The sequence below is a fragment of the Micromonospora sp. CNZ322 genome (assembly GCF_007827755.1).
This window is the reverse complement of sequence record NZ_VITD01000001.1, coordinates 522,195-535,530: the sequence shown is the minus strand read 5'-3', so window position 1 is coordinate 535,530 and position 13,336 is coordinate 522,195. Positions and strand designations below refer to the sequence as shown.

Genomic DNA, 13,336 nt, shown 5'->3' with positions numbered 1-13,336 from the left:
CGGGTGTGCCGACGGCGACGGTAGTTTCAGTGACGTTGCAGCCACGTTGCGCGCGGTAGGTCGTACTCCCCGGCGAGCTGGTCGATGCGCGCGAGGGCGAGGGGCCGACGCGGTGCGCCCACCGGCAGCGCCCGTGCCAGGGCCTGCCAGGCGGCCAGGTCGTCGGCACCGGCCGGCGTCGCGGTCCAGGCCGCGAGCAGCGCCGGGTCCGCGGCGGCCAGCACTGCCGCGCGGAGGTGGCCGTCGATCAGCCGGCGCAGTCGCGCCACCCCCGGCGCGTCCGAGCCGGGCAGCAACGACCCGGGGTACGCGTCGAGCGCGCCCGCCGGATCGCCCTGGTCCAGCCGGTCGGCGACTGTGGTGAAGTCGGCGCGGACGGTCCCGCGTAGCCGGTACGGGCGGGAATCGAGCAGCTCTGGGCCGAGCACCCGGCGTAACCGGGACAGCTCGGCGCGCAGGGTGACCGGGTGCAGTCGGTCGTCGCCGTACAGGTCGAGGCCGAGCTGAACGCCGGTGCGCCCCTCGGGGTGCTGGAGCAGCAGCACCAGCAGTTCGCTGTGCCGTCGACCCAGCCGGATCCGTCGGCCCTCGAACCGCAGCTCCGCCTCGTCCCGGCCGAGCGCGGTCACCGTGGCGACGCCGGGTTCCGGTGGTCGGTCGGCGGCGAGCTGCGACTCGGCGGCCCGGGCGGTGGCCCGGACCAGCGCCAGGCTCTGCGGGGTCGCCAGATGGTCCCCGCCGGTGATGTCGATCGCGCCGAGCAGCCGCCCGGTGGCCGGGTCGTGGATCGGCGCGGCGGCGCAGGTCCACCGCTGGACCGGGCGGCTGAAGTGCTCCGTGGCGAAGATCTGCACGCTGTGGTCCACGGCCAGCGCGGTGCCGGGGGCATTGGTGCCGGCGTGCGTCTCGTCCCAACGGGCGCCGGGCATGAAGTTCATCCGCTCGGCGTGCCGCAGCACACCCGGATGTCCCTCGACCCAGAGCAGTCGCCCGTGTGCGTCGCAGACCGCCATCAGGTGCGCGCCGTCCTGCGCGATGCCGCCGAGCAGGTCCCGGAACAGCGGCAGGACCCGGGCCAACGGGTGAACCGCCCGGTACGCGGCCAGAACGTCGTCGGCCAGGTCGACCGGCGGGGTGGCCTCCGGGTCGAGCCGTGCCGAACGCTCCCAGGAGCGGCGGACCACCTCCCGCACCCGGTGCGGCGCCGCACCGGCGGTCAGGAAGGCCTCGTGGGCGGCACCGACCTGCGCGATCCGCTCCGCCGGATCGACGCCGAACTCCAGGGCGAGCCACGGGTCAGCCATCGGGCGACCTCCTCGGCCCCCATCGTGACGCAGCTCACCCCCGCACGCCAACCGCCGGGCCCTTCGGGGACGAACGACCCAGATGACGCGAGACGGGCACCAAGTCGACTGGGACTGGCTTGCGGTGGTTTGCCCGCTGGACACCCGCGTGGAGGATGGCTGCGGCGGGTGCTTACAGAACCCTTAACCCGGGCCTGCGACGGTATGCGGGGCAAGCCGAACTGGGGGAGCGGAAAAACGTGCGGGTGCTGGTGGCGGACGACGAGCGGTTGTTGGCGGACACGGTGGCCGAAGGGCTGCGCCGCCTCTCGATGGCTGTCGACGTCTGCTACGACGGTGACGGTGCGCTGGAACGGGTCGGGGTGAACCGGTACGACGTCGCGGTGCTGGACCGGGACATGCCCGGACACACCGGCGACGAGGTGTGCCGCAGCATCGCCGACTCACAGGTCGGCACCCGGGTGCTGCTGCTCACGGCGGCGGCCGGCATCCGGGACCGGGTGGAGGGCCTCGGCCTCGGCGCGGACGACTACCTGACCAAGCCGTTCGCCTTCGCCGAACTGGTGGCCCGGGTGCAGGCCCTCGGGCGACGGTCCACGCCGGCGCTGCCACCGGTGCTCGCCCAGGACGGCCTGGCGCTGGACGTGGGCCGACACCTGGCCACCCGGGACGGCCGCCCCCTCGCGTTGAGCCCCAAGGAGTTCGCGGTGCTGCACGTGCTGCTGCGCGCGGACGGCCAGGTGGTCAGCGCAGAGGAGTTGCTGGAGCAGGCCTGGGACGAGTTCGCCGATCCGTTCACCAACGCCGTACGGGTCACCGTGATGACCCTGCGCAAGAAGCTCGGCGATCCCGCGATCATCCACACCGTTCCGAAGGCCGGCTACCGCATCGGCGGCACGGCGTGAGCTGGACGCCCCGACGTCGGGTGCTGCTGGTGGGGCTGTTGGCGCTGCTGGCCGGCCCGATACTGCCGGCGATGGGCAAGTGGCTGTCGGGGGTGACCTGGACCTGGGGGCAGCAGTTCTGTGACGTGCCCATGCCCGGGTTGTCGACGGTGTGCCGCAACGTACGGCCGGGGGCGTTCATGCTGCCCCTGGTGGCCGTCCTGCTCGTGACAGTGGCCGTCCTGGTGGGGCTCTGGTTCGCCGCGGTGTGGTGCCTGCGCCCGGTCGCTGACCTGGCCGGGCCGATCGGGCACCTCGGCCCGCAGAACCTCGGTCACCGGATCCGGCCTCGGGGCAGCGACGAGTTGGCCCGGCTGTCCCGAGCGATCGACGAGATGATGGAACGCGTCTCCGCCGGGTATGAGGGGCAGCGGCGGTTCGCAGCGAACGCCTCGCACGAGCTGCGGACGCCCCTCGCCGTGCAGCGGACGCTCATCGAGGTCGGCATGGCCAGGGCGCTCACCGGCGAGCAGTTGGAGCTGTTGACCAGTCAGCTGTTGGAGACCAACGAGCGCAACGAACGACTGATCGAGGGCCTGCTCGCGCTCAGTGAGAGCGACCAGGGCCTCCGTTCGCGGATACCGCAGCGGTTGGACACGATCGTCGAGGCGGTGCTGGCCGGTTACGTGGACCGGGCCCGGGAGGCCGGGGTCACAGTGGAGACCCATCTCGTACCCCGGGGCGTCGTCGGCGAACGGGTGCTGCTGGAACGCCTGGTCACCAACCTGGTGGAGAACGGGATCAAGTACAACCGGCCGGGCGGCTCACTGACAGTCGTGGTGAGCGGCGTGCCCGCGCTGTCAGTGGTCAACACCGGCCAGCCCGTGCCGGCCGAGGCGGTGGCCGGTCTGTTCGAGCCGTTCCGCCGGCTCGCCCGGGACCGGACCTCACAGGGCGGCGGGGCCGGCCTGGGCCTGGCCATCGCCCGCTCGATCACCCAGGCCCACGACGGCATCATCGCGGCCCGGCCCGCCGAGTACGGCGGCCTACGGGTCGACGTCCAGCTACCCACAGTGAACTGACACTTCCACCCACCTTCACCGGGGTCCACGTACCGCTGGACCCCGCCTCTGGTGTGCCCGAAAAGGAGAGACGATGACACGCACCGTTGGCCAGCTCCGGGCCGATGTCGAGGAGGCCAGCCGCTGGCTTGCCGGCCGCGTGGTCCGTACCCCCGTGCTGCGCTCCCCGGTGATCGACGAGCTTGCCGGGGCACGGGTCCTGCTCAAGGCGGAGAATCTCCAGCACGGCGGCTCGTACAAGATGCGCGGCGCGCTGCGCGCGGTCGGCCGCCTCGCGGTGGCCGGCCACACCGGGGTGATCGCGCAGAGCACCGGCAACCACGCGGTGGCGGTGGCGTTGGCGGCCCGGCAGCACGGGCTCGCGGTGACAGTGGTGCTGCCGGTCGACGCGGCATCGACGAAGGTCGACCGGGCGCGCGCGGCGGGAGCGCGGGTGGTGTTCGCCGGCACCGGCGTCGAGGAGCGGGTGGCGGTGGCCAACGGGCTCAGCGACGAGAGCGGTCACCCAGTCGTCGACGCGTACGACCACCCGGACGTGATCGCCGGGCAGGGCACCGCGAGCCTGGAGCTGATCGAGGACGCCGAGCGCGCGGGGACGCCGTTGGACGCGTTGGTCGTACCGGTGGGTGGTGGTGGCGGGGTGGCCGGCGCGTGCCTGGCCGCCGTCGGCTCCGACATCGAGGTGTACGGCGTGGAGCCGGTGGGCTGCGACTCGCTCGCCCGCAGCCTGGCGGCAGGTGTACGCGTGCCGGTCGCGCCGGCGCCCACCATCGCGGACGGGCTGCGGCCGTCCTGCGTGGGGGAGCTGCCGTTCGCCATCGTGCGGGGCACGCTGCGCGGCGTCGTCCGGGTCGACGACGGCGAGATCGCGGCGGCGTTCCGGCTGATCCTGACGGAGCTCAAGGTGCTCGCCGAGCCCTCCGGGGCGGCGGGCCTGGCCGGCGCCCTCCGGCTTCCGCCGGACAGGGACCGGCAGCGGACGGTCGGCGTGGTGCTGACCGGCGGAAACGTGGAGGAGTCGCTGGTGGCCCGGTTGATGGCCCCGCGATCCGCCGACCTGGCTCAGGAAGGGGCGGCGGCGTGAGCGCGCCAGTCCGGATCGGAATCCTGTTCGGTGGACCGTCGGCGGAGCACGAGGTCTCCTGTGCCTCCGCGCTCGGGGTGGCCCGGGCGCTCGCCGGTGGCGGCTACCGCACTGTCGCCATCGGCGTCACCCGCAGCGGCGGGTTCCGGCTGATGCCCGACGCGCTGCTGGCCGAGTTGCGCGACCGACCGGCCGGCGAGCGGGCCATCGACGACCAGTTGGTGGTGACCGGGCCGGCCGTCGAGTTGCGGGCCGGTCCGCGTCCGGGTGTCGTGCAGGTGTCCGCCGGTAACGCCCCCGGCGCTGTGCACGCCGAGCTGGACGTGGTCTTCCCGGTGCTGCACGGCCCGTACGGCGAGGACGGTGTGGTGCAGGGGCTGCTGGAGTCTTTGAACGTGCCGTACGTCGGGTGCGGCATCCTGGCCTCGGCGGTCGGCATGAACAAGGTGGCGATGAAGCGGGCGCTGCGCGCCGAGGGCATCCCCGTCACCCCGTACGTGTCGTTCGACGCGCACACCTACCGGGCGGTCGACGATCCGGAGAAGTTGGTGACCGGGCTCAGCCGGCCACTCTTCGTCAAGCCGGCCAGCATGGGTTCGTCGATCGGCATATCCCGCGTCGGCGAGGGTGACGACCTGGCCGCCGCCGTGGAGGAGGCGCTTCGCCACGACCAACTCGTCATGGTCGAGCAGGGGGTCGCCGGCCGGGAGCTGGAGTGCGCGGTGCTCGGTGGCTGGCGTCCCGAGGCGTCGGTGGTGGGCGAGGTGCAGGTCAGCGGCGGCTGGTTCGACTACCAGCAGAAGTACTTCGGCGACGCCGACCCGATGATCGTCCCCGCCGTGCTGCCGGACGAGGTGACCGCGCGGGTCCGCGAGCTGTCGCTGCGCGCGTTCGCCGCGATCGGCGGTTGGGGTCTGGCCCGGGTCGACTTCTTCTACGACGAGACGGCCGGTGAGCTGTACGTCAACGAGCTGAACACGATGCCCGGCTTCACCGCGCACTCGATGTACCCGAAGGTGTGGGCCGCCGTCGGGGTCGGCTACCGGGAGGTGGTGGACCGACTCGTCGAGCTGGCCCGGCTCCGGCACGCGGAACGGTCCGCGAGCACGGCGGGGAGCATCCGATGATCCTGCTCTCCGACCCCCGGGTGGCGGCGGTGCCCAGCGCCGACGACGGCGAGGAGTTCGTGGACCTGCGTGAGCTGTCGGAGCTGCGGCTCGACGGCCGGGCCGCCGACCCGGCCGGGGCGTACGCCCGGTTGCGCGCCGGTGTCGTGGACCGCCTGCTGGCCGCGCAGCGTGCCCTGCCCGGTGGGCTGCGGCTGCTGGTGGTCGAGGGCTACCGGCCGTACCAGGCGCAACTGGCCATCTTCACCGGCTACCGCGACGAGTTGCGCCGACGGCACCCGGACTGGTCGCCGCAGCGGCTGCACCGGGAGACCACGAAGTTCGTCTCACCGGTCGAGGTGGCCCCGCACAGCACCGGTGGCGCGGTGGACCTGACGCTCTGCACCGACGACGGTGCGGAGCTGGACCTGGGCACGGCCATCGACGCCACCCCGGAGGACAGCGCCGACGCCTGCTTCACCGACGCGCCGGCGATCGGCGGCACCGCCCGTCGGCACCGGCAGATCATGGTGGACGCCCTCGGCGGCGCGGGGATGGTGAACTACCCGACCGAGTGGTGGCACTGGTCGTACGGCGACCGTTACTGGGCGCTGATCACCGGGGCCCCGCGCACCCGCTACGGGCCGGTGGACCTGGCCGCCGCACGATCGATACCCGTGCCGGCTGAACGGTAGGACGCTCCGGTCCGTACCGGTGGGTGAAGGACACCACCGAGGACGGGAGTGACGGCGATGAGGGTGCAGCGCAGGCACGTGCTGGCAGCGAGCGTGGCGGTGCTCGCCGCGGTGGGCGTGTCGGTGGGGACCAGCTTCGGGTTCGCCGACACGGCCCCGGCACGGTCGTCGGTCTGCTCCGGCTCGGTCACCTTCTCCGCGGAGGGCGGGGCGCCGGCGGCGACCAGCGACCGGTTTCCGGTGGGTACCCGGCTGCGGGTGACGAACCTGGACAACAACCGGGCGGCCACTGTGACGGTGACCGGCCCGTCGGGCAGTTGCGTGCTGCTCAACGCGGCGGCCATGGAGCTGGTCCGCGAGCCGGGGAAGAACGTGATCCGCCGCAACGTGGTGGAACGCGTCGACGGCGCGGCCCCGCCCGCCGGCGCTCCGGCCCCCGGCACCGTCCGCCCCGGCGCCGCTTCTCCCGGCGCGCCCGGCCCGGCGCCCCGGTCGGCGTGCTCCGGGGCGATCACCTTCTTCGAGGAGGCGGCCGGACCGGCGGCGACCAGTGGGCAGTTCCCGGTCGGGACCCGGCTGCGGGTGACCAACCTGGACAACAACCGGGCGACCACTGTGACGGTGACCGGCCCGTCGGGCAGTTGCGTGCTGCTCAACTCCGCCGCGATGGAGCAGATCCGCGAGCCGGGCAAGAACCTGGTGCGCCGCAACACTGTCGAGGTGCTTCGCTGACGTCGGCGGAGGGGCCCGCGCACCGGGCCCCTCCACCGCTCAGCCTGCTCCGCCGCTCAGCCTGCTCCGCCGAAGGCGGCGTCGAGGAGGTCGGCACCCCGACCGAGGTGCCCGTCGGAGATCACCAGCGGGGGCAGGAAGCGCAGCACGTTGCCGTACGTGCCGCAGGTCAGGGTGAGCAGGCCGGCGGCGTGACAGGCCGCCGAGATCGCCGCGGTGGCGACCGGGTCGGGGGTGAGGGTGCCCGGCAGCACCAGCTCCACGGCGAGCATCGCCCCCCGGCCGCGTACCTCGGCGACCCGGGGATCCCGCTCGGCGATGGCCCGGAGCCGGGGGACCAGCACCGACTCGATCCGTCGGGCCGCACCGGCCAGGTCCAGCTCGTGCATGGTCTCGATGGTGGCCAGCGCGGCGGCGCAGGCGATCGGGTTGCCGCCGTACGTGCCGCCGAGCCCACCCACGTGCACCGCGTCCATCAACTCGGCCCGACCGGTCACCGCAGCCAACGGCAGGCCACCGGCGATGCCCTTGGCCACTGTCACCAGGTCGGGTTCGACGCCCTCGTGCTGACAGGCGAACCAGTCACCGGTACGGCAGAAACCGGTCTGGATCTCGTCGGCGACGAAGACCACCCCGGCCGCCGTCGCCCAGGCTCGCAGCGCGGGCAGGAAACCCGGCGCGGGTACGACGAAGCCACCCTCGCCCTGGATCGGTTCGATGAGCAGCGCGGCGACGTTCTCCGCGCCGACCTGCTTCTCGATCATCTCGACGGCCCGGGCCGCCGCCTCCGCACCGGAGAGCCCGCCATCGCGCAGCGGGTACGACATCGGCACCCGGTAGATCTCCCCGGCGAACGGCCCGAACCGGTGCTTGTACGGCATGTTCTTCGCGGTCAACGCCATGGTCAGGTTGGTCCGGCCGTGGTACGCGTGGTCGAACACCACTACCGCCGGCCGCCCGGTGGCGTGCCGGGCGACCTTGACGGCGTTCTCCACCGCCTCCGCGCCGGAGTTGAACAACGCCGAGCGTTTCGCGAACCCGCCGGGCGTCAACGCGTTGAGCTGCTCGCACACCGCCACGTACGACTCGTAGGGCGCGACCATGAAGCAGGTGTGGGTGAATCGTTCCACCTGCGCCCGGACCGCCTCGACCACCTTGGGGGCCGAGTTGCCCACGCTGGTCACGGCGATGCCGGCGGCGAAGTCGATCCACTCCCGGCCGTCCACGTCGGTGATCGTCCCGCCCGACGCGTGGTCCACGTAGGACAGGATCACACTGCCGACACCACGAGCCACCGCACCGCCGCGCCGCTTGTGCAGCTCCTCGCTCGACGGCATGGCTCAGCTCCCCAGGTTGTGCATGACGTGCTTGATCCGGGTGTAGTCCTCCAGGCTGTAGACTGAGAGGTCCTTGCCGTGCCCGGAGTGCTTGAAGCCACCGTGCGGCATCTCGGAGACGAACGGGATGTGCGTGTTGACCCAGACGCAGCCGAAGTCCAGTCGGCGGGTCATCCGCATGGCCCGGCCGTGGTCGCGCGTCCAGACCGACGCGGACAGGCCGTAGTCGACGCCGTTGGCCCAGCGCACCGCCTCGTCCTCGTCGGAGAAGCGCTGCACGGTGATGACCGGCCCGAACACCTCGTCCTGGATGATCTCGTCGGCCTGACGCAGCCCGGAGACCACCGTCGGGGCGTAGAAGTAGCCGCGTTCGCCCTGCCGGGACCCGCCGGTCTGGATCGCCGCGTGGTCCGGCAGGCGGTCCACGAAACCACTGACCCGGGTCAGCTGGTTGGCGTTGTTCAGCGGGCCGTAGAGCACGTCGGCGTCGTCCGGCGCGCCGGTTTTCGTGTTGCGGGCCTGCTCGGCGAGCGCCGCCACGAAGTCGTCGTGGATGCCGGGGCCGGCGAGCACCCTGGTGGCAGCCGTGCAGTCCTGCCCGGCGTTGAAGTAGCCGCCCAGCGCGATGGCCTCGGCGGCCGCCGCCACGTCCGCGTCGTCGAAGATCACCACCGGGGCCTTGCCGCCCAACTCCAGGTGGGTCCGCTTCAGGTCGGGGGCCGCTGCGGCGGCTACCTCCATGCCCGCGCGGGTCGAGCCGGTGATCGACACCAGCTGCGGGGTCGGGTGCGACACGAGGGTACGACCGGTGTCCCGGTCGCCGCAGACCACGTTGAACACCCCCGGTGGGAAGAACTCGGCGGCGATCTCGGCGAGCAGCAGCGTCGACACCGGCGTGGTGTCCGACGGCTTGAGCACCACCGTGTTGCCGGCGGCGAGCGCGGGGGCGATCTTCCAGACCGCCATCATCAGCGGGTAGTTCCAGGGGGTGACCTGCGCGCAGACGCCGATCGGCTCACGCCGCACATAGGAGGTGTGCCCGGCCAGGTACTCCCCGGCGGACCGTCCCTCCAACATCCGGGCGGCACCGGCGAAGAACCGGAACTGGTCCACCGCCGGGGGAAGCTCCTCCTCGGCGGTGAGCTGGCGGGGCTTGCCGGTGTTGCGGACCTCGGCGTCGACCAGCTCGGCGGCGCGCGCCTCCACGGCGTCGGCGAGCTTGAGCAGTGCCCGCTGCCGCTCGGCGGGCGTGACTTCACGCCAGCCCTCGAACGCGGTGGCGGCGGCGCTCATCGCCGCGTCCACGTCGGCGGCGCCGGAGACCGGGGCCTGGGCGAAGACCTCACCCGTGCAGGGGTCGACCAGGTCGGCGTAACCGCCATCGGACGGGTCGACGTAGGAGCCGTTGACGAAGTTGCGCAGCTGCTGCTGGTCGCTCATGAGGGATCACTCCGAGGGGGCCGGGGGCGCGGTTCTGCGGCGGTTATCGCAATCTCTCTGCCATCTTCGCTACTGAATTCGCGGCAGACAAGGGTTATCGCGACTGTTTCCGTCGACTGGTCGCTCGGCTACGCTGCTCGGCGTGGAGCCCGCAGCCTTCTTCGTCGCCTCCCGCCCCGCCACCGGCGAGGGTGAGTTGACCGTCCACCACCCGTACGACGGCCGCCCGGTGGGGCGTACCACAGTCGCCACGCCCGCCCAGGTCGACGCCGCCGTCGCCGCGGCGGCCGGGGTGGCCGCGCAGGCCGCGGCCCTGCCCGCGCACGCCCGCGCGGCGGCCCTCGACCACGTGTCCCGGCGGCTCGCCGAGCGCGCGGGCGAGATCGCCGCCCTGATCACCGCGGAGAACGGCAAGCCGCTCAAGTGGGCCCGCGCCGAGGTCGGGCGTGCGGTGTCGACCTTCCGCTGGGCCGCCGAGGAGGCCCGCCGCTTCTCCGGCGAGTTGCAACGACTCGACACCGACCCGGCCGCCGACGGGCGGATCGCCCTGGTCCGCAGGGTGCCGCGCGGGCCGGTGCTGGGCATCACGCCGTTCAACTTCCCGCTCAACCTCGTCGCCCACAAGGTGGCGCCGGCCATCGCCGTCGGCGCGCCGATCATCGTCAAGCCCGCGCCCGCGACGCCACTGACCGCGCTGCTGCTCGGCGAGTTGCTGGCCGAGACCGACCTCCCGGCCGGGATGTTCTCGGTGCTGCCGCTGCCCAACGACCGCGCCGCCGAGCTGGTCGCCGACCCCCGGCTGCCTGTGGTGTCGTTCACCGGCTCCGGACCGGTCGGCGCGGCCATCCGCCGCGCCGCGCCGGAGAAGCACGTGACGCTGGAGTTGGGCGGCAACGCTGCCGCGGTGCTCTGCGCGGACTGGACCGCCGACGAGGACCTGGACTTCGCCGCGCAGCGCATCGCGACGTTCGCCAACTACCAGGCCGGCCAGTCGTGCATCGCCGTCCAGCGGGTGTACGTGCACCACGCCCTGCACGCCGACTTCCTGCCCCGGCTGGTGGCGGCGGTGCGAGGGCTGCGGACCGGAGACCCCACGTCCGAGCTGACCGACGTCGGGCCGATGGTGTCCGAGGACGCGGCCCGCCGGGTCGAGACGTGGGTGGCCGAGGCCGTCGCCGCAGGCGGCACCGTCGAGGTGGGTGGCCTCCGCGACGGCGCGACCTACCCCCCGACAGTGCTCACCGGCGTGCCGGCGAACGCCAAGGTCGTGGCCGAGGAGGTGTTCGGGCCGGTGCTGGTGGTCGCCCCGGTCGCCGACGACCAGGCCGCGTTCACAGCGGTCAACGACTCGGCGTACGGCTTGCAGGCCGGCGTCTTCACCCGACGCCTGGACGTGGCCTTCGCCGCCGCCCGCGCGCTGGAGGTGGGCGGGGTGATCGTCGGCGACGTGCCGTCGTACCGCGCCGACCAGATGCCCTACGGCGGGGTGAAGGGCAGCGGCGTGGGCCGGGAGGGTCTGCGCAGCGCGATGGACGACTACACCGAGCCCCGGGTCATGGTGCTGACCGGCCTCGCGCTCTAGGCCGGCAACGCTGCCGGGCTAGTCGGCCTGCCAGGTGCCGTCGTCGCGAACCCGGGCGGGCGCGCGGCCGAGCAGCAGGGTGGTCAGCGCGGCGTCGATGGTGTCGCCGAGGAACCACTCGCCGGCCTGGTCGAGCGCGAAGACCCGGCCACGCTCGTCCACCGCCAGGATGCTGTCCTGCTGCTCGGTGCCGATCGGAAAGAGGCGTACGCCGAGCACCGCGCCGAAGTCCGCGAGGGTGTCGGCGGTGTGCGCGATGGTGTGCGGGCGGATGTCGAAACGGGAGACCCACACCTGCTCGCCCCGGCCGCGCCGCGCACCGACCAGGCTGGGGAACGCGGTGAGCGCCTCCACGGCGGCGGGAAAGACCTCGTGCCGATGGTTGCGCCCCGGCACCGACGTGACGTCCCGTACGGCGGCGGCCGCCATGATCTGATCCCCGATGTGTGGCCGCCAACCGGCCGCGACCAGCGCGTTCGCGACCTCCGCCGGGAACCGCCCAGGATCGGGGTCGGGCGCCTCCGGCGCGTTCCAGGTCTCGGTGTAGGCGCGAGCCGACTCCGGCAGGACGTTCGCCCGCACCAGGAAGGCGATGCACGAGTCGCAGGGCCGCTCGGCGGGCCCACCAGCGGGATCGCCCGGCTCACGGATTCGGAAGATCTCGAAGCGGGCGCCCTCCAGCAGCGCCGCTGCCTCGGCCCGCCCCATCGGCGCGATGCCCTCGGCGGCGCGGCGGTGGTCGTACTCGTGCAGGACGTCGGAGACCACGATCAGCTCGGCGTGCGCCTCCCCGCCGCGAACCAGCTCGCCGGGCGGCAACTGGTCGAGATAGTCGCGGACCAGCGGGTGATGGTTGAGTGGCACGTCGGCCTTCGTGCCCTGGGCCGTCCAGATCCGTCCGCCGATGGTCAGGTGCGCGGCGGTGTTCGGGGTGGCACCCCGATGGATTTCCCGGACCAGCAGGCTCGACGGGTCGAGAGTGCGGGGAGCTGTCGGCCCCGCGGGCTGGCTACGCCGGTACAGCTCCGCCACCACAGTGCTCGGCACCCGGGGCCAGGTGGTGACCGTGCCGGTCTGCTTGTCGATGACTGTCGTCGGCAGGTCACCCGGCACCGTGCGCACCTCGGTGGGCACGACGGACGTGATGACCCACCCCAGGTCGAACTCGTCGACCATCGCGGTGCACTCGTGGCCGAGACGCTGCGAGTCACGGCGGGCCCAGGTGGCCGCGAGCTGCTCGGCTTGTTGACGGTCGATCACACATTGAAACTACCGGACTACACGGATCGATGGCGGCCGGTATTGTCTCGCTCTACCGACGGTGACGGGAGGGCGGCGGTGGACGAACAGGCGGACCGGGGCGTCAATCGCGAGCTACGGGCCCGATTCGACGACGTTTATGGGCAATACCAGCAGCTCAGATCCGGTTTGGACACCCTTCAGACGCGACTCGCCGCGCTGCGGGTGACCCGCCGGTCGGCCGACGGGCAGGTGACGGCGACAGTGGGTGCGCAGGGCCAGTTGATCGAGGTCGAGCTGACGCCGGCCATCTACCGGGACCGCGACGCTGACGTGCTCGGCCGAAAGGTCACCGAAACGATCCGGGCCGCCGCGACCGCCGCCGCCGACGCCACTCGCGACCTCGTCGCCGAGAGCATGCCGGCCGGCTCCGGGGCGACGGACTTCCTCAAGAACGGTGATTACTCCACGCTGCTCGGTCGGGCCGACGCCGTACTCGGCACAGGTGAGGCGAAGCCGTGACCGACGGGCAGCTCTGGCTTGATCCGTCCCGGGCCCGCCGGGGCGGCGCCGACCTGGCGCTCGTCGGCGAGGCGGTGACGGCCCGTCGTGCGGCGGAGGGGGGCGCGATCGAGGCCGCCAGCGGTGCCCGGCCCTGGGGTCGCGACGACATCGGCGCCGCCTTCGAGCGCAACTACCGCGGGTTCGAGCAGACAGTGCTGCGGGCCTGGGCCGGCGTCGGGCACCGGCTCACCGAACTGGGCAGCGACGTGGTCGAGGCGGTCGACGCGAGCGTGCAGACCGACGGGGCCAGCGCCGCCCGGGTCGGTCGGGCCGCCGACCGGCGCTGA

13 protein-coding genes are annotated in these 13,336 nt (G+C 72.9%); 9 read left to right on the top strand and 4 right to left on the bottom strand.

Annotation, left to right across the window (positions count from 1 at the left end):
- Positions 1-26 precede the first annotated feature (26 nt).
- Positions 27-1,304: a GAF domain-containing protein gene (locus FB453_RS02525; RefSeq protein ID WP_145787204.1), complete on the bottom strand. Its 1,278-nt coding sequence runs from the start codon at positions 1,302-1,304 to the stop codon at positions 27-29.
- 239 nt (positions 1,305-1,543) lie between these two features.
- Here FB453_RS02525 and FB453_RS02520 point away from each other — a divergent pair, with 239 nt between their 5' ends.
- The 6 genes from FB453_RS02520 (at position 1,544) to FB453_RS02495 (ending at position 6,887) form a co-directional block, all read left to right on the top strand.
- Positions 1,544-2,209, top strand: coding sequence for a response regulator transcription factor (locus FB453_RS02520; protein ID WP_091394074.1), 666 nt, complete (start codon positions 1,544-1,546; stop codon positions 2,207-2,209).
- A complete protein-coding gene (locus tag FB453_RS02515; protein ID WP_486480135.1) occupies positions 2,206-3,270 on the top strand; it encodes a sensor histidine kinase in 1,065 nt (354 codons plus the stop codon). Before FB453_RS02520 ends, FB453_RS02515 begins: the two co-directional genes overlap by 4 nt.
- Positions 3,271-3,343: 73 nt before the next feature.
- On the top strand, positions 3,344-4,354 hold the full coding sequence (locus FB453_RS02510) for a pyridoxal-phosphate dependent enzyme (protein WP_145787202.1): 1,011 nt from the start codon (positions 3,344-3,346) through the stop codon (positions 4,352-4,354).
- Positions 4,351-5,481 (top strand): D-alanine--D-alanine ligase family protein, encoded by a 1,131-nt coding sequence (locus FB453_RS02505; RefSeq protein ID WP_145787200.1) that lies wholly within the window; start codon positions 4,351-4,353, stop codon positions 5,479-5,481. Before FB453_RS02510 ends, FB453_RS02505 begins: the two co-directional genes overlap by 4 nt.
- Complete coding sequence (locus FB453_RS02500; RefSeq protein ID WP_145787198.1) at positions 5,478-6,155, top strand: M15 family metallopeptidase; 678 nt, start codon at positions 5,478-5,480, stop codon at positions 6,153-6,155. Before FB453_RS02505 ends, FB453_RS02500 begins: the two co-directional genes overlap by 4 nt.
- A 57-nt stretch (positions 6,156-6,212) precedes the next feature.
- Positions 6,213-6,887 carry an RlpA-like double-psi beta-barrel domain-containing protein gene (locus FB453_RS02495; RefSeq protein WP_112622053.1) on the top strand — a complete coding sequence of 225 codons (675 nt, stop codon included), beginning with the start codon at positions 6,213-6,215 and terminating at the stop codon, positions 6,885-6,887.
- A gap of 56 nt (positions 6,888-6,943) precedes the next feature.
- On the opposite strand, the gene gabT is transcribed toward FB453_RS02495, so the two are convergent.
- Positions 6,944-8,224, bottom strand: a complete 1,281-nt coding sequence (gene gabT / locus FB453_RS02490) for a 4-aminobutyrate--2-oxoglutarate transaminase (RefSeq protein WP_145787196.1) — start codon at positions 8,222-8,224, stop codon at positions 6,944-6,946.
- A gap of 3 nt (positions 8,225-8,227) precedes the next feature.
- Positions 8,228-9,664, bottom strand: a complete 1,437-nt coding sequence (locus FB453_RS02485) for a gamma-aminobutyraldehyde dehydrogenase (RefSeq protein ID WP_145787194.1) — start codon at positions 9,662-9,664, stop codon at positions 8,228-8,230.
- A gap of 142 nt (positions 9,665-9,806) precedes the next feature.
- Here FB453_RS02485 and FB453_RS02480 point away from each other — a divergent pair, with 142 nt between their 5' ends.
- Positions 9,807-11,246 carry an aldehyde dehydrogenase family protein gene (locus tag FB453_RS02480; protein ID WP_145787192.1) on the top strand — a complete coding sequence of 480 codons (1,440 nt, stop codon included), beginning with the start codon at positions 9,807-9,809 and terminating at the stop codon, positions 11,244-11,246.
- An 18-nt stretch (positions 11,247-11,264) separates the two neighbouring features.
- On the opposite strand, the gene FB453_RS02475 is transcribed toward FB453_RS02480, so the two are convergent.
- Positions 11,265-12,506: an SUKH-3 domain-containing protein gene (locus FB453_RS02475; RefSeq protein WP_145787190.1), complete on the bottom strand. Its 1,242-nt coding sequence runs from the start codon at positions 12,504-12,506 to the stop codon at positions 11,265-11,267.
- Between the two features lie 78 nt (positions 12,507-12,584).
- Between FB453_RS02475 and FB453_RS02470 the strand changes: the two genes are divergently transcribed.
- Together FB453_RS02470 and FB453_RS02465 are read left to right on the top strand one after the other, a co-directional pair.
- Positions 12,585-13,007 (top strand): YbaB/EbfC family nucleoid-associated protein, encoded by a 423-nt coding sequence (locus tag FB453_RS02470; protein WP_145787188.1) that lies wholly within the window; start codon positions 12,585-12,587, stop codon positions 13,005-13,007.
- The gene (locus FB453_RS02465; protein WP_145787186.1) at positions 13,004-13,336 is read left to right on the top strand and encodes a hypothetical protein; all 333 of its coding nucleotides are present in this window, start codon (positions 13,004-13,006) and stop codon (positions 13,334-13,336) included. Before FB453_RS02470 ends, FB453_RS02465 begins: the two co-directional genes overlap by 4 nt.

Excerpts from the sequence above, each read along its gene's own strand:
- FB453_RS02525 (WP_145787204.1), bottom strand. The coding sequence starts at position 1,304 with ATGGCTGACCCGTGGCTCGCCCTGGAGTTCGGCGTCGATCCGGCGGAG.
- FB453_RS02510 (WP_145787202.1), top strand. The coding sequence starts at position 3,344 with ATGACACGCACCGTTGGCCAGCTCCGGGCCGATGTCGAGGAGGCCAGC.
- FB453_RS02500 (WP_145787198.1), top strand. The coding sequence starts at position 5,478 with ATGATCCTGCTCTCCGACCCCCGGGTGGCGGCGGTGCCCAGCGCCGAC.
- FB453_RS02495 (WP_112622053.1), top strand. The coding sequence starts at position 6,213 with ATGAGGGTGCAGCGCAGGCACGTGCTGGCAGCGAGCGTGGCGGTGCTC.
- gabT (WP_145787196.1), bottom strand. The coding sequence starts at position 8,224 with ATGCCGTCGAGCGAGGAGCTGCACAAGCGGCGCGGCGGTGCGGTGGCT.
- FB453_RS02485 (WP_145787194.1), bottom strand. The coding sequence starts at position 9,664 with ATGAGCGACCAGCAGCAGCTGCGCAACTTCGTCAACGGCTCCTACGTC.